Genomic DNA, 23,198 nt, shown 5'->3' with positions numbered 1-23,198 from the left:
ATTACTTGTTTGCTGTGAAAATTCTAGGTTTTCCATCATTGATTGCTGCTACAAGAAATACATTGCCTTGAGCATCCTTAAATGTTTCTAGATGCTTCATTTCTTCGCGCACAAAGAAGCCAGTATCCGTATAATCCTGCCATTCAAAATTTGCTTTACCGTCTCCTAGTAATACGTGAGCATATCCAGCATCAAGTTGAGAGTATTGAGGTTTGAATTCAAAATTATTACCTCCCATTAAAATATCAAGATTGCCGTCATTGTTTACATCTGTACACGTGATGCCACAAACACAAGATAGTTGTACTCGGGTAGGTAATGCTTTGATAGTAAAGTTGCCATTTCCTTCGTTTATAGCAATTATTGTTTCGGCAGTATTAACTTCTTTTACAATAGCGTTGGCTAGGATATCTTCAGAGAAAAGCTCATCAATAGATCGCTGTGCATAATCTGACGCTTTGAGATTTCTCTTTTTGAGAGAAACTATTTGTGATGTGATTTCGCTCTTTTGGTGTATTGGGAAGTCTTTGCCACCCTCTGAGAAGGTTGTGATTTGTTCTATCGTACCATTTCCATCAAAGTCTGTGATAAACATTTTAAGCGGGCCATTGCTTCCTGGTTTGTAATGCACATTTGTTCCATCATTACCGAGTATAAGGTCTAAGTCGCCATCATTGTCCAGATCTGCGCTTTGTATGGCATTCCACCATCCTGCATAAGATGATATTCCGGTATCCATAACTTTAATGGACTCGCTTGTGATTTTAAATGCAGTAGGAGTTCCCCAGTCTGATACGGTTATTAATTCTTTGTTGTTGTCACCATCAAGATCTAACCATAGGGCATCTGTAACCATTCCAGCAGGATTAAGCTGCTTAGAGAGTAAGTTGTCTTTAGTGAAATTACCCTTCCCATCATTGATTAGAATTGCGTGTGGTGGGTCAATACCATAAACACCTGCGACGCTTCTACTACCAATAAATAAATCGATATCTCCATCGCCATCAATATCGTTAGATGCAATTACAGATGCACTTTGATATACGGAAGGTAAACTACGTGCGTCTTTAAATGTTCCATTGCCGTTATTTATGTAAAGTCTAGAAATGTAGTAAGCTTCTGCATCTACTTGACCACCACCTGTTGATACGATGAGATCTAAAAAGCCATCATTATTGACATCTACAAAATTTGCTGCGGTGTCTTCAAATAGCGCAGATTTTTCAAATGTAATTTTACTCGAAGGCTCTAGATTACCGTTTCCTTTGTGAAGATAGAGCACACTAGTTTGCCCTTTTGCTCCACCTATAAAGATATCGTCATTGCCATCATTATCTATATCTCCTATTGCCATTGCAGGACCTTCTTGAGAAAGCTTTTTTGCAATGAGTCCCTCAAAATCAAAGTCATTATAGTTATTTTCTTTGTGTGCAATGAGTTTCGGATTTGCAATTTCTTTAAGTAACGTAGGCTTTGTAGTAGTTATAGGGATATATGTTTCTGCAGCATCTGTAATTGATAACCTAAGTGTTTGGTTTGCTTTTACATTTGTTAAGAATTGTGTTTTGTCATCAGGCCATATAACGCGAAGTGAGTCTATGGTTGTAGAGCTTCCTAGTCCTATAGTCATATCATGATCCATAGATGATTGGAATCCGCGAGAAGGTATAAGTTCTTGCAATACAGTAAGGTTATTGTGATATAGCCTTACTGTGGTGCCTACGGCAAATTTGTTGTTGTCAGCTCCTTTAAAAGTGAGTTTAATGTAGTTATGATCTTTATCAACCTTTGTGTTGTTGCGGTACACAAAGGAAGGCATATTTACATTGTTAACCACGATATCTAAGTCACCATCATTATCGAGATCTGCGTGGGCTGCACCATTACTCATACTCGGTGTAGCAAGCCCCCAATCCTTAGATTTATTTATAAACGTGATGTCTTTTTGATTATGATACGCATAATTTGCCAGAGGTTTAATAGGCATCTTATTGATAATAGAATCTACAGGATTTGTTTTTCCAGTAGCTTGGCTACGCATAAGCTTGTCTGCAAAGAAGTCTACAAAGTCAAGATCTGTAAGATCGTGATTAATACCATTAGTGACATAGATGTCACGATACCCATCATTATCCATGTCAAACACAAGTCCAGACCAGCTCCAGTCTGTCGCATTAACTCCGCTATGATATGCTGTTTCAGAAAACGTACCATTACCATTATTTATCTGTAAGGTATTCTGTATAAATTGTTGGTAGAAATCGTTACGCTGCTTTCTCTTATAAACGTTGTATCCGTCAAATTCCATAACAGACTTAACACGTTGCTCATTTTCGGGGAGCATATCGGTGATAAAAATATCTTGTAGGCCATCGTTATTTATATCAGAAATATCAATCCCCATCGCTGAGAGTGATAAGTGAGACGTCCATTTCTTTATCTCCTCCGTAAACGTTCCATCTTGATTATTAATATACAGGTAGTCACGTTCAAAAAAATCATTTGATATATAAATATCTGGCCATAAGTCATTATTAATATCTGTGACCATCACTCCTAGACCAAAGCCTATGAGAGATCCATAGATTCCGGACTCTTCACTTACATCTGTAAATACCCCGCCATCATTACGCATTAATAAATCACCTACGCCTCTAAACTGGCTGCCGACACTTTCCCAGTCTTGAGCACGTTTGTCACGTTGTCCTTTGTTGCCTAAACTACTCACAGGAACGTTACTATTATTGAGAATATAGACATCTAGATCTCCATCTTTATCATAGTCAAAAAAGGAAGCTTGGGTTGAAAATCCTGAAGTTGCTAGGTTATATTCCTTTGCTTTTTCAGTAAAGGTGAGGTCGCCATTGTTTATGTATAAATCATTATCATGACTGTCTTCTTCGAGGTTTCCTGCATTACTTACATAAATATCGAGTAGTCCATCTGCATTTACATCTGCCATTGTTACTCCAGTAGACCACGGCTTGTTGCCCTCAATACCTGCAGATGCTGAAATATCTTCAAATTTAAAATCTCCTTTATTTAAGAAAAGCTTATTCTTACCCATATTAGCCGTTAGGTAAATATCTGCTAGACCATCATTATTAATGTCACCTATGGCTACACCACCGCCATTATAGAAGTTTCGGTACTTAAAAATGTTGAAATCGGTTTCATTTTTAATGCTATTTATAAAATTGATTCCCGTGCTGTCTGAGGACATCTCTGTAAATAATGTATCACTCTCCTTCTTTTGGCTTGCACTAGACTGCTCATTACAAGAAAGTAATAATAGAGGAAGGACTATTAATAAAAGCCCATATTTTTGTAGTGTTTCCATAAAGTTTAGTCGTCTTTTCTTATGAATAATGGGGTGTCATTATTCCTTCCTATGAGATAATAGGTCGTTCCAGAAATGGTAATGGTTTGTATACTTCTAGAGGCTCCTAAAATATTAAATTTTGGTTGTTTTTCTATACGGAAGAAGCCCTTTTTATCATTGATAAGTAGAACGCCCTTTGATCCATCTAGTCTTCCTATTTGAGTACTTATTTCATAATCATTACCTACTAACAATACATCTTTGTATCCATCGTCATTTATATCATCTACTAGAATATCGTGTACAGATGAGATTTGAGAAAGTAGGGGTAGCTCATGCGCGCTAAATCTATTGTCTCCATCATTCTCAAAATACATGGAAGCAAGTGTTGTGATAGATTTTACTTGAGCTTCTTTTAATTTGTCTTCAGGTAGTATTTCTTTAAATCTCGCTTTCGCGAAAGCGTTATAAGACAAATATTTCTTATTAAGTTGAGGTAGCTGTTTTACGAGTTCATCTTTTGTTGCAATCGTAGTTTCTTCTCCTTGATAATAATATGTTACAATAGGGTCTTGAGTTCCGTTGCTGTCAAAATCTTGAATGTATAATTGTAACGATTGATCTGCAGAAGCAGTAAGCCTTGAATTAAGTCCCCAGTTCCCAGCGATGATATCTAAATCTCCATCATTGTCAAAATCTGCTACTTTCAATGAATTGAACCAACCAGTAGTTTCTTCTAATTCGGTATTATCTTGTTTCGTAAGTTTAGTTCCATCATTAAGAAAAATTACAGGAGACATCCAGTGTCCTATAACCACGGCATCTCTATATCCATTGTTATCTATATCTATCCATTGAATATCTCGCACGTTTCCTATATGTTGAAAAGAAGTGCTGTATTGTGCAGTAATATCCTTAAAAATACCTTTCCCATTATTCTCAAGAATATATTGGAGGGGGGTAGTGCCAAATTGTTGAGGGATTACGTCACTAGTTATTGATACATCGAGATCCCCATCGTTATCGATATCTATGGCTTTTACGGTAGATGCATTTACGGCTATATCTGAGAATGCAGCCTCGTCATAGGTAAAAGATGTTCCATTATTTATATATAACCGAGGTTGAAGAGGTTTGCCAGATTTTATTTCATTGCCGCCGCTTACTATAATTAAGTCGTTTAAAGAGTCACCATTTACATCTGCAATTATAGCGTCAATATCCTCATGTATTTGATGCTCCTTGCTCTTAGGAAGTTTTAGTTCCCTAAACGTACCTAAAGATTTTTGAATATAAGTAGTGGATTGTTGCTTTTTAGAACCCAGAGCGATTATATCATCGAGTCCATCGTTATTTAAATCTCCTGTGGCAATAGCTTTACCTAGATTAGTAGATGCATAAGGCACAAGAGGATTTCTACTGAATTCTAGCGTTGCGTTATCTGCATGTTTAAATGGGATAAGGCTATCAGGTATTTGTGTATTTAATGTTTCTTTTCGGCTAGAAGGAGCCGCAAAAGATGCATTATATGTTAGTGTGATTAGTTGATCTGTTTTTATGTTTTTCAAGGTTTGTAGCTTGCCGTCCGGCCATACAACAGTGAGCGAATCGATACTCTTGTGTTCTCCCAAACCAATTGATAGTTCTGGTGCTACAGAAGACAAGTAGCCTCTTGTAGTATAGTTTTCAAAATATTGATAGTCTGTTGAGCTATACACATGAACTTTTGCTCCTATACCGAAGGTATTTTGGGGAGATCCTTTAAAACGAATTTTGAGATAATGCACGTTATCTTTTAATTGTTGGGTTTTGTTTTCTAGCAGATATGCTTGTTCATTTACATTGTTTACGATGATGTCTAAGTCACCATCATTGTCTAAATCTGCATAACTGCTTCCATTGCTAAAGGAAGAAATGCTCTCTGTCCAAGTTTGTGATGTGTTCTTAAATGTGCCATCACCATTATTTGAGAAGAAATAATTGGACGTTTTCTTTTGTGGAATTTCTTCTAATAGCGGAAGCTCTTTGTCAGTCATGCGACTGCCTATTCTTTTTTGAATATTTTCATTTGATATAAAATTTATAAAATCCATATCATTTGTTGCACCCACAATACCATTGGTGATATAGATGTCTTTATCACCATCGTTATCAAAATCTGCAAGTAAGGGAGACCAGCTCCATTCTGTACTTGAAATTCCACTTAGAAAAGCAGTTTCAGAAAATTCCTCTTTCCCTTGATTAATATGCAAGGTGTTTTGCATGAATTGAGGTTGATATCCTTGACGTAACTGATTTTGGAAAATAGGAAAATTAAATTCAGTTCCAGATGATTTTAAAGTTTTTAGATCTTCAGGTAGCATATCTACAGATAGAATATCGGTAAGACCATCATTATTGACATCTGCAATATCATTACCCATAGAAAAATGGCTAGTGTGTCCTAGTTTCCCTTCTCTAGTGTTTACCTCCTTAAATGTTCTATTCGTCTGATTTATGTATAGATAGTCATCTTCAAAAAAATCATTACCTATATAAATGTCAGGATAACCATCATTGTTTATGTCACTTATGGCAATTCCTAGTCCGTAACCTATTCTTGATGAAAATATATTCGCTTTCGCGGAAACGTCTATAAAGACCCCATCTCGATTTTCCAATAGTTTGTCGCCATTAGTGCTATCTATTTTTGTGCGCTGACTTCCACGTCCAAAGTAAGCGTTGGGGTATAATGAATGACCCATGATATAGGCGTCGAGATCACCATCATTATCATAATCAAAAAATGCAGATTGGGTAAATAATCCAGATAGATTCAATTGGTATTTTTTTGATTCCTCTTTAAAGGTAAGTTGGCCATTTTTGAGACCTTGATTAACATAAAGAAGATTATGTCCTTTAAGCTTTAAATGACCTGCTACTTTAGATATGTAGATGTCTAATAGTCCATCATTATTAATGTCTACCGTTGTAACGCCTGTAGTCCAACCAGTATCATTTGTTATCCCTGCCCGTTCTGTAATATCTTTAAAAGTAAGATTAGATTGATTATGATATAATCTATCTGGTCCTTGATTAGAAGTGAAATAAATGTCTATTAATCCATCATTATCAAAATCTCCTGTTGCTACTCCTGCGCCGTTATTATAGTACAGGTAGCTTAAGATATTTAAATCTGAGTCAGGAGACAATTCATTTTTGAATGTGATTCCTGAATCTGTTTTAAGTGTAAATCTTACATCTGTTTTTTTGTTCTTACATGAAAATATGAAGAACATTAAAGCTATGAATGTAAAAACATGTTTCAAGATGATGGACGTCTAAGTTGTGTATATAAAAAGAGGGCTAGATATTATCTAACCCTCTTTTAAGCTAATTAAATTACCAAGAGTTTAGTATCCTGGATTTTGCGTTAAGTTTGGGTTCAAAATTAACTGTGATGCAGGGATCGGAAATTTATTTCTCGTATCATCACCTACATATGCCGGATCTTTAAGTTGCCAATCTTTGGTAAATTGACCAAATCTTACAAGGTCATTACGTCTCCATAATTCAGCATATAATTCACGACCTCTTTCATCTAGAATATCTTGATCTGTAACAGCACCTAATGGAGTGGCATTACGTATTAGACGTAACTCATTGATCATTGCTGTTGCATCTCCGCCAGATCTGTGGATTGCTTCTGCTTTCATCAAGTGAGCATCAGAATATCTGAATACTATTAAGTGATTTCTATTTCTTCCTTGATCATAAGAAATATTGTACTTAGTTACTCGAATTCCAGTTTTCTCGTTGTTGTTAATGAGGTTAATATCGCCATTACCATCTGTAAAGTCTCTTGTAAACTCCAGAGGCCCTCCACCATTACGTGCTTCAAGAGCTACGCCAGTATCACCATATTGTTGACCTATAAGAAATCCTACTCCAACCGCTGATCCATCTGTAAATCCATCAGGACCTTGATCAGTATTTGCAGGTAAAGGGTGTGTGAGAACATCTTCTGTTCCATCCTCACCAGTAAATGGAGTACCCATAGTAGGTACAAATCCTCTTCTTTCTTCTTGACCGCTTCCTGCAACGTTTATATTAGGATCGCCTTCAAATAGGTCGTAATATTCTGCTAGTGTAGAAAAACCATTCCATCCACCACCACGAACATTAGAGCTATTATAGTGAAGACCATTAAAAACACGAGCTTCTGTAGCGGCTGTTCCAACTAAAATACTCTCATTGTCAGATTCTGGTCGAAAGATATTAAAGTATCCAGATTCGATTCCATAGTTTTCTCCGGCAATCTGATCTACTAAGCTTACAACTTGTTGCATGTCTGCATTATCAGGTGAAGTTTCTAAATAGATATGTTTATTCAATAAAACTTTTGCGAGTAAAAATCTCGCAGCAGCTTTAGTTGGGCGAATGTGAGCAGAAAATTCTCCACTCCCAGCACCCGGTCCTCCAGCAGGAAGAACGTCAATCGCTTCATTCAAGTCAGAAACAATTTGGTCTACGGCTTCTTGACCTCTCAAAACTACTACGTCATCAAAAAGTGGAGCAGCAGGATCTCTTACAGGTATTTGAGCAAAATTATCAAGTATTACCCACATTCCCATCGCTCTTAAGAATAGTGCATTCCCACGGTCTTCTGCAGTAGCTGCGGTCGTTAGTTCTGATAAAACCTGCGCGGCTTTGAAATGAATAGAGTTGAACTCTTGAAAAGTAGCCTCGATATCTCTTTGGTTAACTGGCCAGTTGTGTTGGTGTAATTGTCTCCAAGCACCATTATCCCCCCAGTCAGCTCCACGTGTAGGTATCAATGCTGCATCAGTAGTAACTTCACTTAAAGCGAAAATATTACTTTGAGTTCCTATTTGACCATAAAGTTGGCCAAACACACCATCCAAAAATGAAGCAGGCTCTGTTACTCCGGCAAAACTTGCGTCAGAAATGACAGAGTCGGTTTCTTCTAGTTCGAGATCAGTACATGATGTAATCGTAGCAGCAATCATGAATGCACCTACCATAAATCGTGTAGTGCGCAATAAATTAATGTTTCGTTTCATAATTCTTTTTTTTTAATTAAAATCTTGCATTCACACCAAGTGTGAAAGTGCGAGGTCTTGGATATGATGAGTAATCAATACCAGCAGATGGTATGTTAGACGCATTTAAAGATCCAGTATTTGCTGAAATCTCAGGATCTAACCCACTATAACTAGTAATTAAGAAAAGGTTTTGACCTGTTAGAGAAAATCTTAAAGAGTCAAAAAATCCTTCTCCACTTAATGGAAAGTTATAACCTAATGACGCAGACTGAAGTCTTACGAAATCTCCTTTTTCTAAAAATCTTGTCGATACTGCAACAGTTGATGCTCCATCTTCCGGACTGTTAGCAACATCTTGAATAACATTCTTTCCAATAGATAGTGCACTAGCGTTAAAGAAGGCATTTGCTGATGCGTTGTATACAGAGAAGCCAAACTGACCATTGAAATAAGTAGATAAGTCAAAATTCTTGTAGCGAGCACTTAATGAAAGACCACTGCTTATCGCTGGAATTGCGTTTTCGCCTACGAAGAATTTATCAGAATCTGGATCACCTACACCATCACCATTAATATCACGATACGTAGGGAAGCCTTCGCCGTCAAATCCTGTAAACTCAGCCATAAAGTAGGAGAATAATGGTTGTCCTGCTTGTAACTGCTGAGCAAAAGCGTTCGTAAGTCCATTACCACGTACGGCACCTGTTGGTATCGTAAAGACAGTTTCTTTTACCTCATTTTTATTGTATCCAATGTTGAAATTAGCATTAAAACCAAAATCTTCTGTGTCCACGAAAGCATAGCTAAGGGCGAGTTCCACACCTTGGTTTACAACTACACCATCATTTAAGTTTCTGAATACTGTTCCTCCATTTGATGGAGCAGCAAGTTCAGTTGCTAGTAGCAAATCATTTGTTTCTTTTCTGTATAAGTTAAATGACCCATTTAGGCGATCGTCATTAAAACCAAAATCAAGACCTACGTTAAAATCTGTAGTTTCTTCCCATTTTAAGAAAGGGTTTGCATCTCCTAAGATTTGAGTACCTGGAGCACCGTTTGCAAGTACTCTTAAATCAAACCCTATTCCTCCGCCTAACACACCTTCTCTTTGTGTGAATAATCCGTAACCAAGTCCTTCTTGAGATCCAACGATACCAGCTCCCACTCTAAGCTTAAGCGTAGAAATATTATCACCAACAAAGTCTTCTTGATCTAGCTTCCATGCAAATGCACCAGAAGGGAAGTAACCATAGCGTTCTTCTTCTCCAAAAGTAGAAGAACCGTCTGCTCTAAAAGTTCCAGTAAATAAATATTTGTCTGAAATTGATATGTTAGCTCTTACAAAGTAAGACTGTAACTCATCTGTGTTGTCAAAAATTCCAGCCGTGTAAGCTGGGATTAAGCGTTGAAAAGTATCTGGTAATGTAAGACCAGTTTCTAATTCTGGAAAAACTCTACTAAGAAAAGTTCCATCTACACCGTAACCAAAAGCTTGGTATCCTCCTTCAATACTATTTGCTGTAAGACCAAATTGATCTTCTAGTTGTCCATGAATTGTATCTAGGTTATCAGAAGAAAATCCTGCACCTTGAGCAAATATTCCATTACGTGCAAATTCTTGATAAGAAAAACCCCCTAATACATCTACTTCAATATTTCCATATGTTTTCTTGTAATTAAGAGTAGCTTCAAGAAGTGAGTTTTGCTGTTCTAGTGTATTGTAAGCGCCTCTACCTATTCCACTAACATCATTTAGTCCTGCCACGTTAGAAGAGAAAGCACTTATTGTTTGAGAACTTACGTCATCATAACCTACCGTCACTTTTGCACTGAATTCATCTGTAAAGGCATAATCGGCAGAAAGATTTATTAGGGCACGATCACTTTGAGACTCTGCTAAGTAATTTGCAAGTAAGTTTGCAGGGTTCAATAAATTCCCTTCAAATGCAAAATTTGGATCTATAGGGAAGGTAGGGTTTGTAGTTAACGCTGCACCAATAAGGTCACCTGTTGACCCTGCACTTTGATCTAGAGGAGCAAGTTGTCTGTTTACGCGCGAGATACTTCCTGTACCAGTAACTGTTAATTTATCATCAAAAAATCGCTGGCTAAAGTTTAATCTACCAGAAAGACGTTCTTGATCTGAATTTTCAACAATTCCAAAAGTATTACCATAACCTATAGAAGCACGGACATTACCTCCTGTGTAGCTTTTTGAATAACTTATATCTGTATTTCTTGAGTAAGAAGTACGTGTATAAAAGTCTTGCCAGTCAGAATCTGCACCAAGATCTAGAGGTTGTCCTCCAAGTGCAGTTGCACCAGCAAGAAACTCTTCTCGTCCAAGAAGATCATACTGATTAAGGGCTTTAGATTGACTTACAGAAGAGTTAATCTCCCATACACCATCAGAAGATCCACGTCCACCTTTAGTTTGTATTATGATTACACCATTTGCACCACGAGACCCGTAAATTGCAGTAGCTGAAGCATCTTTAAGAATAGAAATACTTTCAATATCGTTAGGGTTTAAGAAACTTAATGGATTACCTCCACTAGCAGAACCTACACCACCTACACCATTTGAAGGTGCTCCACCTCCAGCTAGAGGTATACCATCTACTACAAATAGTGGGTTGTTACCTGAACGGATAGAGTTGTTACCACGTATGTTTATAGAAATCCCTGCTCCTGGTTCTCCAGAAGATTGAGATATCTGTACACCTGCAGTTTTACCTTGAATAAGTTCTTCTGGTGATTGGATAACACCTTGGTTGAACTCCTCAGAAGTTACAGCGGCAACAGATCCCGTAGCATCTTTTATAGTTGTTGATCCGTAACCGATAAGTACTACTTCATCAAGTGCATTATCTGAAGCAAGAGCAATATTAATTGTGCTTCTTCCACCTACAGCTACTTCTTGAGTAGCATAACCTACGTAACTAAAAACGAGTGTTGCATCGTTTGGTACGTTGTTAAGACTGTAGTTTCCATCAAAATCGGTAGTTGCACCGTTTGATGTACCCTTTACAATAACATTTGCTCCCGGTAGTGGGCCATTCTCCTCAGTAACTGTTCCAGTCACCGTCTGAGCTTGGGCAATTCCTACAAAGAGAATTGCAACAAACAAGAGCATACTTTTAAGTATTACTTTCTTCATAAGAATCTTGTTTAAAATTAGTTTGCTTAGTTTATTTGAGTGTTTGTACACGTTCTAAGGGTTAAAAATATGCAAATTTTATGTTAAGATAGTGTGTGACCCCCCATAAAGTTACGAAAACGATTTCGTGTGAACAAACTGTTTTTAGTAAGAATACCTTAATATTTGAGCAATTTGATTACTGTATTGTGATTTATATAGGTCTAGAATTTTTATATAATTATTCTATTTTGGATTTGCTAGCGTTTTAGAATGCATGGTTGACAATTTCTTAACTTTGGTTAGATTCCACAATTGTACTATCTCTGCCTAAAATATATAATCATGAAAAAGCACCTTTTGCGTGTATTTGTTATTGTAACAATGCTATGTTCTTGTGAATTCAATACTCCAGATGAAACTCCCGCTTTCGCGAAAGCGTTATCAAACACCTCTTTCCAGTTTGATGAAACTATGGAAGAGTCTGGGGTTATTTATGAAGTGAATATAAGGCAGTATTCCCCCGAAGGAACTTTTACATCTTTTACAAAAGATATACCTGTATTAAAGGATCTTGGGATCAATGTACTCTGGGTGATGCCTATTTTTCCTATTTCTGAAACTAATAGAAAGGGAAGCTTGGGGAGCTATTATGCAGTTTCAGATTTTAGAGAAGTGAATCCTGAGTTTGGGACTTTGCAAGATGTGGATAATATGATTAAGGTTGCTCATGAACATGGAATAGCGGTTGTGCTTGACTGGGTGCCTAATCATACGGGATGGAATCACACGTGGATTACAAAGCACCCAGAATGGTATACTCAAAATGATAAAGGAGAAATTGTTGATCCTATAGATCCAGCAACCGGGAAATCGTGGGGATGGACTGATGTGGCAGATCTTAATTATGATAATCAAGCGATGCGCGATGAGATGATTGCAGATTTATCTTACTGGGTACAAGAACATGACGTAGATGGTTTTAGAATGGATGTTGCTCATAAAGTGCCAGTACCATTTTTCAAGAGAGCAATAGATTCTCTTGAGCAAATAAAGTCACCGCTCTTTATGCTGGCAGAAGCAGAGCAAGAGGATCTTATGGCAAATGGTTTTGATATACACTACGCCTGGCAGATGCATCATTTACTTAATGAAATAGCCAAAGAAGAAAAAAGTGTAGAGGACTTCTGGACACTACTCGCGCAGTATGATCAAACGCTAGCTCAAGATGATATGAATATGTACTTTGTTACAAATCATGACGAAAATAGCTGGGCAGGAACGTTAGGTAAGCGCATGCCAGACAATAAAGAGATCTTTACCACACTTACCTATATGTTGCCTGGCATGCCTCTCATATATAGTGGGCAAGAATATGATCTGGATAAAAGATTACAGTTTTTTGAAAAGGACAGTATTCCAAAGGAGAAAGGAAGTTACTTTGAATTGCTTAAAAAATTAGGAGAGTTAAAGAATAATCGTAAATCTCTACACGGCGGAAAAACTAAAGCCTCTCTTATTAAATTAGAAGCTAGCAATCCTGAGATACTTACCTTTGGCAGAGAGAAAGAAGGCGATCAGCTTTTGTTTATAGGTAACTTTTCTAGTACATCAATAAACACTAAAATGCCGCTGTCTGGAGTTTTTGTCAATGTGCTCACTGGTGAAGATGTAGCTATAAGCGAGACACAAGAAATTCCATTAAAGGCTTGGGAGTTTTATATTCTGAGCCCTAAAACTCATCTTAATTTTGATACTCGTGTCATACCAAATACTGTAAATGAATAAATTTGACGTCCTTATTGTAGGTGGTGGTGCCGCTGGGTTTTTTACTGCAATTAACATAGCAGAAAAAAAGCCGACACTCAAAATTGCTATTCTAGAGAGAGGAAAAGAGGTGCTTACTAAAGTGAGAATTTCTGGTGGTGGGAGATGTAACGTCACGCATGCAGAGTTTATACCAAAAGAACTTTCGAAAAAATACCCTAGAGGACAGAAAGAATTATTAGGGCCTTTCCACACTTTTATGACTGGTGATACTATCGCTTGGTTTGAAGAGCGAGGTGTCGAATTTAAAATTGAGGAAGATGGGAGAATGTTTCCAGTAACTGACTCTTCATCTACCATTGTAGATTGTTTTATAAAGGAAGCTCATAAGTACAAAATTGAAGTGCTTACTAATCATTCTGTGCAAGATGTTGGTTTTGATTCCGCTTTCGCGAAAGCGAGAATTTCAAATGAAAATCCGTTTTATGTAAAGACTAATAAAGGGGATTTTACATGCAATCACCTAGTGATGACTACTGGAAGTAATCCTAAAATGTGGTCATTATTGCAAAAGCTAGGTCACTCTATCACAGATGCAGTACCATCACTTTTTACATTTAATATTAAAGATGAAAAGATAGAGGGTCTTATGGGGCTGGCAACTAATGTCACTGTAAAGGTGCTAGGAACCAAACAAAAATCTGAAGGGGCTTTACTCATTACCCACTGGGGAATGAGCGGTCCAGCCATTTTAAAACTCTCTGCTTGGGGAGCAAGAGAACTTGCCGATTTAAAATATCAGTTTGAGATTCAAGTAAACTGGCTACAGTTTCTTACACAAGAAGATGCTTTAGATGAGCTTTTAGAGCTCAAGCTGCAACACGCAAAACAGTCTCCATTTACCTATGCACAACTTGAGTTGCCTAAGCGTTTATGGCATAATTTATTAATTGCCTCAGGGATTCAGCAAGCTATTAAGTGGGCAGAACTCACGAAGGCGCAATTACAGTCTTTAAGCCGAGAGCTCACGCAATCTCGTTTTCGCGTAAGCGGGAAAAGTACTTTTAAAGAAGAGTTTGTAACTGCGGGAGGTGTCAACTTAAAAGAGGTGAATTTTAAAACCTTTGAAAGCAAAAAAGTACCAAATCTTTATCTAGCAGGTGAGGTGCTCAATATAGATGCAATTACAGGTGGTTTTAATTTTCAAAATGCATGGACGGGAGGCTATCTTGCTGCTCAGGCAATTGTAGAATAAAACTAGTTAAGACGCCAGATTTCAAAATTAAGAGCCGTTGCAAAGGCAAGCCATAATATATAAGGAATAAGTAATGCTGCGCTCCATCTGTCTACAACTTTAAACCATTTTATCGTTAATATGACTAAGATAAAAAGGCCGCAAATGGTGAGTAGTGCAAAGAAGGGTTGTTCTAGTCCAAAGAATATGATGCTCCACAATCCATTAAGTATAAGCTGAAAACCAAAATGGTATAAAGCTACTTTTACCCACTTATGATAAAAACCTCTATTCCATACAATACCGGCGGCTATACCCATCATGATATAAAGTATAATCCATACGGGTGCAAAAATCCAGTTAGGCGGACTCCAGCTAGGTTTCATAAGACCTACATACCACGTATCTATACTGCTTTGGGTTGCTAGAGCACCTATAGTGCCTACAAGAAGGCAAATGATTATACTCAGAACAATGCGAATTAATAAATCTTTGTCCATAAAATAAATTGGTTAAGATTTAAAGGTAGTGAATAATCTTAGACGTCTCTAAGCGTTGATATTGCTATCTTTGTATAAATTTCTACTCAAACTCAATGACCGAAAGCGATTTTATACCCTCTGGTGATTACAATGTTTTACCTGCAGGATCTGTAAGTTATCAATCTCCTAGTAATATAGCCCTTGTTAAATATTGGGGTAAATATGGTGAGCAGTTACCTCAAAATCCAAGCATAAGTTTTACCTTATCTAACTGCCATACAACAACTACGCTGTCTTACAAAAAGAATAGTAATTTTTCTGGCGAGATTCCTTTTGAAATCTTTTTAGATGGAGAAGCAGCGCCAGACTTCAAGCCGAAAATCACCAAATTCTTCAAGCGTATAGCTATTTATATGCCTTTTGTAAAGGAGTATGAATATAAAATTGAGACGTCTAACTCTTTTCCTCATAGCTCTGGTATTGCGAGTTCTGCATCTGGTATGAGTGCGCTTGCTCTCTGTCTTATGGAAATGGAGCGAGGTATGGAGGGGGCAATGACAGATGCTTTCTTTAATGAGAAGGCAAGTTTTCTTGCTAGATTAGGTTCTGGAAGCGCATGTAGAAGTATTGAGGGGCCTCTCGTGGTTTGGGGTAAGCATGCAGAGATAGAAGGGAGTACAAACTTTTATGGAACATCTTATGAAGGAGAAATTCATGAGAAATTCCACAATTATCAAGATACCATATTGCTAGTAGATAAAGGTGAGAAGCAAGTGAGTAGTACTGTAGGGCATGATTTAATGCATGGTCACGCTTTCGCGAAAGCGAGATTTACCCAAGCACATGAAAACTTATCAAGCTTGATGCAAGTTTTTAAGCAAGGTGATGTAGATCAGTTCATAAAAATCGTGGAAAGTGAGGCACTCACACTGCATGCTATGATGATGACGAGTCATCCATACTTTATCTTGATGAAGCCTAAAACACTCGAGATAATAAATGAAATCTGGGCTTACCGTAATGAAACAGGTTCAAAAATTTGCTTTACACTTGATGCTGGAGCAAATGTTCATGTGTTATATCCGGAAAATGAAAAGGAGTCTGTTCAGAAATTTATAGCTAGCGAACTTTCAAAATTTTGCCAAAACAACCACTATATTGATGATTGTGTGGGTAATGGAGCAAAAAAACTGTAAATTTGTGTAACTCATTAGGAGATTCCCATTATGAAAGGTCCACTTTTTTATTCAAAAATTTTATTGTTCGGCGAGTATGGAATCATAAAAGATTCCAAAGGTCTTGCTATTCCTTATAACTTCTATAATGGAGCCCTTAAAATAGAAGAGAACCCTAGTGATGAAGCGATTGCATCAAACGGGCATCTTGCACGTTTTGTTATTTACTTAAAGAACTTACAAACTGAGCAGCCGGAGCTTGTTTCATTTGATATTGATCAAATGCAAGAAGATGTAGATGCAGGAATGTACTTTGACTCTAGTATACCTCAAGGTTACGGAGTGGGAAGTAGTGGTGCGCTAGTAGCTGCTATTTATGATAAATATGCAGTAGATAAAATTACAGTGTTAGAAAATCTTACACGCGAGAAGTTGCTTAATTTGAAGCAAATCTTTGGAGGTATGGAGTCTTTCTTTCATGGTAAATCTTCTGGCTTAGATCCTCTTAATAGTTATTTAAGCCTTCCTATTCTTATCAATAGTAAAGATCATATTGAAGCAGCTGGGATTCCTTCTCAAGCACAAACAGGTACAGGTGCTGTATTCTTATTAGATAGTGGTATTGTAGGTGAGACTGCTCCTATGGTAAACATTTTTATGGAGAGTATGAAGCAAGATGGTTTTAGAGCGATGCTTAAAGATCAGTTTGTGAAACATACAGATGCTTGTGTAGATGATTTTTTAAAGGGAGACGTAAAGTCACTCTTTGGCAATGTGAAGCAATTATCTAAAGTGGTGCTTAGCAATTTTAAACCTATGATTCCTGCAAAATTTCATGAGCTATGGAAGCAAGGAATAGATACTAATGATTACTACTTGAAGCTTTGTGGTTCAGGAGGTGGTGGTTACATGCTTGGCTTTACCGAAGACTTAGAAAAGGCACAACAAGCTCTTAAAGGACACAAGCTAGAAGTGGTTTACACCTTCTAATAATTCATATTATTTACTTAAAAGGCAACTAATGCTTTCGAGAAAAAACAAACGTTTTATCCTTAAGTTAATTAGCCTCTTTTCTGTGGTGCGCGGTTACAATATTCTAGTAATCGTCATCGCACAGTACCTTACATCTATATTTATATTAGCACCAGATTTGCGCCTACGCGAAATCATATTTGATCTCAATCTCTTATTCCTAGTGCTTGCTGGAGTTTTTACTATTGCAGCTGGTTATATCATCAACAGTTTTTACGATTCTGAAAAAGACTTGATTAACAGGCCTAAAAAAACTATGTTAGACAGGCTCGTGAGTCAAAACACAAAGTTGTCTATATATTTTGTGCTTAACTTTCTAGCCGCTATAGCAGCTAGTTATGTGTCTTTTAAAGCAGTGATATTTTATGCGCTTTATATTTTTGGGATCTGGATTTATTCCCATAAGCTCAAAAAATATCCTTTTGTAGGGAATCTAGTAGCGGCAACGCTGGCTATTACTCCATTCTTTGCTGTTTTTATTTATTACGGAAATCTAGCACCTGTCATTTTTGTACACGGTTCATTTCTGTTTCTAGTTATTGCCATGCGCGAGATGGTAAAAGATCTAGAGAATTTAAAAGGCGATCTCGTTCAGAACTATAGAACAATACCTGTTATTTATGGCACTACCACGTCAAAGTGGTTGCTCACTATTCTAGGAGGTCTTACAATAGTCCCTATCTTTTTCTTAATAAACCACTTTAAGTTGGGGTATATGAGCTATTACTTTTACGGGAGTGTGGCTTTATTGTTGTTATTTCTAGCCATCTTATGGAGATCTGTAGCGAGACCTCACTATGTGCTGCTACATAATATTTTGAAGTTTGTTATCGTAGCTGGAGTATTTTGCATCGTGTTACTGGATGCAAGTGTGGTGCTCAATAGGATTTTTTAAATTCTAACTTTATCGTAGCATAGTTATAAACGAAAAAAGCTCGCCATAGGCGAGCTTTTGTAATCGTAAAAAAGTATCTATCTATCTTGATAACTACAGTACACGTACTTGTGCAGCAGTTAATCCTTTTCTTCCTTCTTCTTCTACGTACTCAACTTTGTCTCCTTCGTTGATAGTTTCCCCGTTAAGACCTGTAACGTGTACAAAGATGTCTTTACCGGTGTCGTCGTTAGTTATAAAACCATAACCTTTTGACTCATTGAAAAATTTTACTGTTCCTTCCATTATAAAATATGTATTAATAAAGTGCAAACTTACACTTTTATTTGGTAACCCAAACTTTTGCCAATATTATATTAATGTAAACTCTTTAAATTCAGCGCTTTTTATCTTTGGAGTTGTTAAATTCTTTCATTCTCTTAAAAGCATCATCGGTGAGCATATAATCTGCGACTTTGCGATCTTTCCAGCGATGATAAATAAAAGTGGGCATTAAGATAAAGAAACCACCAGCAATAGAAAGGCCAATAAACTTATGACCCAAGGCAACATCTACATTGTCTTTGCAGTAAAATCCATATGCGAGCATTGCTGCTAGAATAAAGAAAAGAACAATGATAAAAATACGTCTAGCTTTGTTCATTTATTCAAAGAATGTGATGGTTATAAAAAAAGCAATGATCGCTAGTACCAAGATGCTTACCATCGTGATTGCTATCGTTTTTAAAACAGCTTTAAATACTTTAGAATTGCTTTGTTCTTCTTCTGTTTCCAAGATTTGGCTTTGTTAAGTATTAGTTTGTTGGTGTTATGATTTTTGATCGCGTAGCTTCAAATTCAATTCCTTCATTTGCACATCATCAAGAAAAGCAGGTGCGTCTATCATAACGTCACGACCACTATTGTTTTTTGGGAAGGCAATAAAGTCACGTATGGTCTCTTGACCACCTAGTATTGCTACAAGTCTATCTAGCCCAAAAGCAAGACCACCGTGTGGTGGTGCTCCATATTCAAAGGCATCCATAAGGAAGCCAAATTGCGCTTTAGCCTCTTCTTCAGAGAAGCCTAAGTGGCGTAGCATGATAGCTTGCGTTTCTTTATCGTGTATACGTATGGATCCTCCTCCTATTTCGTTACCGTTAAGTACAAGGTCATATGCATTTGCTTTTACCTCTCCTGGTTTTGTGTCTAGTAGTTCTATCTGTCCTGGCTTAGGAGACGTAAATGGGTGGTGCATTGCGTGATAATGTCCAGTCTCTTCATCTAGTTCAAGTAAAGGGAAATCTATTACCCATAATGGAGCAAATACCTTAGGGTCCCTTAATCCTAAACGTGTTGCTAGCTCCATACGTAATGCACTCATTTGAGCGCGAACTTTTGAAGTCTCTCCAGAAAGGATGCAGATAAGATCTCCTTTTTGAGCTCTAGTAACCGCTGCCCATTTTGCTAGATCTTCTTGATCATAAAATTTATCTACAGAAGACTTGAATGATCCATCGTCATTGCAACGAGAATACACCATTCCTAGTGCGCCTACTTGTGGACGCTTTACCCAGTCTATAAGTTTATCTATTTCTTTGCGAGTATAGCTATTTCCTCCTGGGACAGCAATACCCACTACAAGCTCTGCATTATTAAAAACGCCAAAATCTTTATGTTGTGCTACTTCATTGAGCTCTCCAAATTCCATCCCAAAACGGATATCCGGTTTATCATTACCATATAAACGCATGGCATCATCATATAGCATACGTGGGAATTTCTCAATCTCAACACCGTTTACTTCTTTAAGTAAGTGTCTTGTAAGTCCTTCAAAAATGTTTAAGATATCTTCCTGCTCTACAAAAGCCATCTCACAGTCTATTTGCGTAAACTCTGGCTGTCTATCTGCACGCAAATCCTCATCACGGAAACACTTTACAATCTGGAAGTATTTGTCCATTCCTCCCACCATAAGCAATTGCTTGAAGGTTTGTGGGGATTGTGGTAATGCATAAAATTGTCCTTCGTTCATGCGGGAAGGAACCACAAAATCTCGTGCTCCCTCAGGAGTAGACTTGATTAAGTATGGTGTCTCTACCTCAATAAAATCTTGATCAGAAAGATATTTACGTACTTCTAGTGCTACTTTATGTCTAAAAATTAAGCTGTCACGCACTGGCTTACGACGTATGTCTAGGTAACGGTATTTCATACGCACATCCTCACCACCATCAGTTTCATCTTCTATGGTAAAAGGAGGAGTAAGTGAAGCGTTAAGCACTTCTAGTTTTGATACTAAAATCTCGATATCTCCTGTTGCGATATTTGGATTTTTTGAATCACGCTCTATAACGGTTCCAGTAACTTGAATTACAAACTCACGTCCTAGTTTACGTGCTTGCTCCATGATTGATGCATCGGTACGCTCCTCATCAAAAACAAGTTGCGTCATTCCGTAACGATCACGTAGATCTACCCAAATAATAAATCCTTTATCTCTAGATTTTTGAACCCATCCTGCGAGGGTAACTTCCTTATTTACATCGGCAGCTCTTAGGCTTCCATTATTGTGCGTTCTGTACATTTCTTGCTCTGTTTGAGATGTGCAAAAATAAATATATCAAAGGGGATTTAAACAGTAACTGTCTATAAATGTTAAGGAAGTGTTTTTTATGGTTTATTTACGCTTTCGCGAAAGCGTAAAAATTCAATTTGCCTTCTTAAAAACGTAAATTTGTCGTCTGTCTACAAGAACCACAGTGCGATTATATACGTATTATATATATTAAAAAAGATTACAAATGATTTCACACGTCACACAAGAAATACAACCGCTTCAAGAACAATTGCTTAACCATCCTTTGTATAAAGAGATAAAAACTCCAGATGATCTTTTGGTCTTTATGGAGCATCATGTGTATGCTGTATGGGATTTTATGTCTTTACTAAAGGCTTTGCAAAATGGATTAACGTGTACGCAAACTCCATGGAAACCAGTAGGAAGTGCCGAAACTAGATATTTAATCAATGAAATTGTTCTTGCTGAGGAGACGGATATTAATGCAAAAGGGGAGCGACAGAGTCATTATGAGATGTACATCGATGCTATGCAAAAAGCTGGTGCGAGTACCATTGCAATAGATAATCTTGTTGCTACAGATTTTGATGTAATTGCAATACATGAGGCTATCGAAAATCTGCCAGATGGCGTACGTCAGTTTTTGAAATTTACATTTGATATTATAGATAGGGGTAACTTACATGAGATAGCTGCGGCATTTACATTTGGTCGTGAAAACCTAATTCCAGCAATGTTTACCGCAATTATTGGAGAGATAGAGGAGAACTTCCCGGCAAAGGATTTATCTGATTTTAAGTATTATTTTGATCGTCATATTGAACTTGATGAGGATGAGCATGGACCTATGGCTTTGAAAATGATTGAACACCTATGTGGTGATGATAACAATAAATGGGATGAAGTAGTTGCTGTGTCTAAGGAAGCATTAAAAGTGCGATTAAATCTTTGGGATGGTATATTAAGTGAGATAAAACGCGAGGAGGTTTACGCTTAGCTAGGTGGTACATTTCATTAAAAGGCATAAAAAAACCTGCTCATCGAGCAGGTTTTTTTATATATAATAGAAGAATATTACTTCTTATTTACGTCTTTAATGTACTTTTCTAAAGCCATTGTCATAGAAGGAGTCTCCGGTGTAGGTGCTTGAATATCTACTTTAAGTCCTGCTTCTTCGGCAGCTTTTACTGTAGTGTTCCCAAAAGCGGCAATACGTGTGTCGTTTTGCTTAAAGTTAGGGAAGTTTTCAAATAATGATTGAATACCACTTGGGCTAAAAAATACTAATATGTCGTAAAACACATTTTCATATTCAGAAAGATCACTTACTACTGTTTTGTAAAAAGTAGATTGCATCCATTTCACTCCTAAAGCATCTAGAAGTTCTGGTACGTTAGGTTTGAACTTATCTGATGACGGCAATAAGAATGTCTCATTCTTATGCTTTTTAATTAATGGAATAAGCTCTGGAAATGTGCGTTTACCTACATATATTTTACGCTTACGGTAAACCACGTATTTCTGTAAGTAATAAGCAACAGCTTCACTCTGACAAAAATATTTTAAGGTATCGGGCACTTTAAAACGCATTTCTTCTGCAATTCTAAAGAAGTGGTCAACAGCATTACGACTTGTAAGTATGATTGCAGTGTAGTCTTTAAGATCTACTTTTTGTAATCTAACTTCTTTGCCAGATACACCCTCTACGTGGATGAAGGGGATGAAATCTATTTTAACGCGTTGTCTTTGTTCTAGCTCAAAATAAGGTGAGTTTTCAACCTTAGGCTTTGGTTGCGAAACGAGGATAGTTTTCACTTTCATAAACACTCATTTTTTAATTGGGCTACTGTTTTGTAATGAATGAGTACAAAATAAAGTAGGGTCCAATTTCGAGAGTGCAAAAATACAAAATAAAATAAAAAGGAAACCTAAAAAAGTCACTCTTGTATTTACGGATAAGCCAAAATTGCGAAATAGTGTAAATAGTGATGATTATACCTAGGATGCTGTAAATGAAATAAAAAGGAATTTGTAGTTGGTAAACTATAAAGGCACTGCCTAAAAGAGCAAACAGGCCCAAAAGGTGTTTTACATTAAGTCGCTTATAAAAAAAGGACTGCATTTTTTTGTCAAAATTTAAAACATATGCTATAAATCTTTCTAGTAGAAATTTTACAATCTCAAAGACGGAGTACCCCAAAAAGATGTACTTGAAAATGTCGAAGTTCTTTGAAAAAGGAATATTTAGTATGGAGCAATATGCTAAGTAAATCAAAAGAGAGATACCTATAAATTGTATTACGAGTAACACGACTTGTAAGGGGTGTAAAATAAAAACACCCTTAGATCTTGTGCTGAAAAAGCGATCAGCACCTAGGATATTTAAAAAGTCTGAAAATCTTGCTTGATAAAAAAACTTAATAGCACCTAGTAATATCAAACAACTTATAATAATTATTGTTATCCAGTTTTGATAAGTAATAAGGCGTAGGCTGCTTTCCAAATTGAGGAGTTTTTTTTAGAGCGTTAAAAATACTACAAATTATA

17 protein-coding genes are annotated in these 23,198 nt (G+C 36.9%); 6 read left to right on the top strand and 11 right to left on the bottom strand.

The window, feature by feature from the left end:
• Position 1: 1 nt before the first annotated feature.
• The 4 genes from JM84_RS01035 to JM84_RS01020 form a co-directional block, all read right to left on the bottom strand.
• Positions 2-3,340 carry a VCBS repeat-containing protein gene (locus JM84_RS01035; protein ID WP_013750934.1) on the bottom strand — a complete coding sequence of 1,113 codons (3,339 nt, stop codon included), beginning with the start codon at positions 3,338-3,340 and terminating at the stop codon, positions 2-4.
• A gap of 5 nt (positions 3,341-3,345) precedes the next feature.
• Positions 3,346-6,600 carry a VCBS repeat-containing protein gene (locus JM84_RS01030; RefSeq protein ID WP_144782327.1) on the bottom strand — a complete coding sequence of 1,085 codons (3,255 nt, stop codon included), beginning with the start codon at positions 6,598-6,600 and terminating at the stop codon, positions 3,346-3,348.
• A 114-nt stretch (positions 6,601-6,714) separates the two neighbouring features.
• The gene (locus JM84_RS01025; protein WP_013750936.1) at positions 6,715-8,385 is read right to left on the bottom strand and encodes a RagB/SusD family nutrient uptake outer membrane protein; all 1,671 of its coding nucleotides are present in this window, start codon (positions 8,383-8,385) and stop codon (positions 6,715-6,717) included.
• 16 nt (positions 8,386-8,401) lie between these two features.
• The gene (locus JM84_RS01020; protein ID WP_013750937.1) at positions 8,402-11,527 is read right to left on the bottom strand and encodes a SusC/RagA family TonB-linked outer membrane protein; all 3,126 of its coding nucleotides are present in this window, start codon (positions 11,525-11,527) and stop codon (positions 8,402-8,404) included.
• A 324-nt stretch (positions 11,528-11,851) separates the two neighbouring features.
• Between JM84_RS01020 and JM84_RS01015 the strand changes: the two genes are divergently transcribed.
• The gene (locus JM84_RS01015; RefSeq protein WP_013750938.1) at positions 11,852-13,294 is read left to right on the top strand and encodes an alpha-amylase family glycosyl hydrolase; all 1,443 of its coding nucleotides are present in this window, start codon (positions 11,852-11,854) and stop codon (positions 13,292-13,294) included.
• A complete protein-coding gene (locus JM84_RS01010) occupies positions 13,287-14,528 on the top strand; it encodes an NAD(P)/FAD-dependent oxidoreductase (protein WP_013750939.1) in 1,242 nt (413 codons plus the stop codon). Before JM84_RS01015 ends, JM84_RS01010 begins: the two co-directional genes overlap by 8 nt.
• Before the next feature lie 2 nt (positions 14,529-14,530).
• Here JM84_RS01010 and JM84_RS01005 read toward each other — a convergent pair whose 3' ends face one another.
• Positions 14,531-15,007: a TspO/MBR family protein gene (locus tag JM84_RS01005; protein ID WP_013750940.1), complete on the bottom strand. Its 477-nt coding sequence runs from the start codon at positions 15,005-15,007 to the stop codon at positions 14,531-14,533.
• Between the two features lie 95 nt (positions 15,008-15,102).
• On the opposite strand from JM84_RS01005, the gene JM84_RS01000 reads away from it, so the two are divergent.
• From JM84_RS01000 to JM84_RS00990, 3 genes are read left to right on the top strand one after another with little or no spacing between them, the layout of a single operon-like run.
• On the top strand, positions 15,103-16,185 hold the full coding sequence (locus JM84_RS01000; protein ID WP_013750941.1) for a diphosphomevalonate/mevalonate 3,5-bisphosphate decarboxylase family protein: 1,083 nt from the start codon (positions 15,103-15,105) through the stop codon (positions 16,183-16,185).
• Positions 16,186-16,215: 30 nt separating this feature from the next.
• A complete protein-coding gene (locus tag JM84_RS00995; RefSeq protein ID WP_013750942.1) occupies positions 16,216-17,154 on the top strand; it encodes a mevalonate kinase in 939 nt (312 codons plus the stop codon).
• A gap of 31 nt (positions 17,155-17,185) precedes the next feature.
• On the top strand, positions 17,186-18,091 hold the full coding sequence (locus JM84_RS00990) for a geranylgeranylglycerol-phosphate geranylgeranyltransferase (RefSeq protein WP_013750943.1): 906 nt from the start codon (positions 17,186-17,188) through the stop codon (positions 18,089-18,091).
• A 93-nt stretch (positions 18,092-18,184) separates the two neighbouring features.
• On the opposite strand, the gene JM84_RS00985 is transcribed toward JM84_RS00990, so the two are convergent.
• The 4 genes from JM84_RS00985 to aspS all read right to left on the bottom strand — a co-directional run bounded on the left by JM84_RS00985 (position 18,185) and on the right by aspS (position 20,657).
• Positions 18,185-18,376: a cold-shock protein gene (locus tag JM84_RS00985; protein WP_013750944.1), complete on the bottom strand. Its 192-nt coding sequence runs from the start codon at positions 18,374-18,376 to the stop codon at positions 18,185-18,187.
• Between the two features lie 91 nt (positions 18,377-18,467).
• Entirely contained in the window at positions 18,468-18,734 is a 267-nt protein-coding gene (locus JM84_RS00980; RefSeq protein ID WP_013750945.1) for a hypothetical protein, read from the bottom strand.
• The gene (locus JM84_RS15430; protein ID WP_261375680.1) at positions 18,735-18,866 is read right to left on the bottom strand and encodes a hypothetical protein; all 132 of its coding nucleotides are present in this window, start codon (positions 18,864-18,866) and stop codon (positions 18,735-18,737) included.
• Positions 18,867-18,899: 33 nt separating this feature from the next.
• Positions 18,900-20,657 carry an aspartate--tRNA ligase gene (aspS, locus tag JM84_RS00975; RefSeq protein ID WP_144782325.1) on the bottom strand — a complete coding sequence of 586 codons (1,758 nt, stop codon included), beginning with the start codon at positions 20,655-20,657 and terminating at the stop codon, positions 18,900-18,902.
• Between the two features lie 217 nt (positions 20,658-20,874).
• Between aspS and JM84_RS00970 the strand changes: the two genes are divergently transcribed.
• Positions 20,875-21,648, top strand: coding sequence for a DUF3050 domain-containing protein (locus JM84_RS00970; protein ID WP_144782323.1), 774 nt, complete (start codon positions 20,875-20,877; stop codon positions 21,646-21,648).
• 77 nt (positions 21,649-21,725) lie between these two features.
• Here the strand turns inward: JM84_RS00970 and JM84_RS00965 are convergent, their stop codons facing one another.
• Together JM84_RS00965 and JM84_RS15515 are read right to left on the bottom strand one after the other, a co-directional pair.
• Positions 21,726-22,472 (bottom strand): uroporphyrinogen-III synthase, encoded by a 747-nt coding sequence (locus JM84_RS00965; protein WP_013750948.1) that lies wholly within the window; start codon positions 22,470-22,472, stop codon positions 21,726-21,728.
• Between the two features lie 22 nt (positions 22,473-22,494).
• Positions 22,495-23,154 (bottom strand): DUF4271 domain-containing protein, encoded by a 660-nt coding sequence (locus JM84_RS15515; RefSeq protein WP_013750949.1) that lies wholly within the window; start codon positions 23,152-23,154, stop codon positions 22,495-22,497.
• Positions 23,155-23,198: the final 44 nt, after the last annotated feature.

The sequence above is a fragment of the Dokdonia sp. Hel_I_63 genome, from assembly GCF_007827285.1.
In the GTDB taxonomy this organism is placed as follows: domain Bacteria; phylum Bacteroidota; class Bacteroidia; order Flavobacteriales; family Flavobacteriaceae; genus Dokdonia.
Note: the sequence above shows the minus strand (reverse complement) of the source record. Positions and strands in the feature narration are given on the sequence as shown.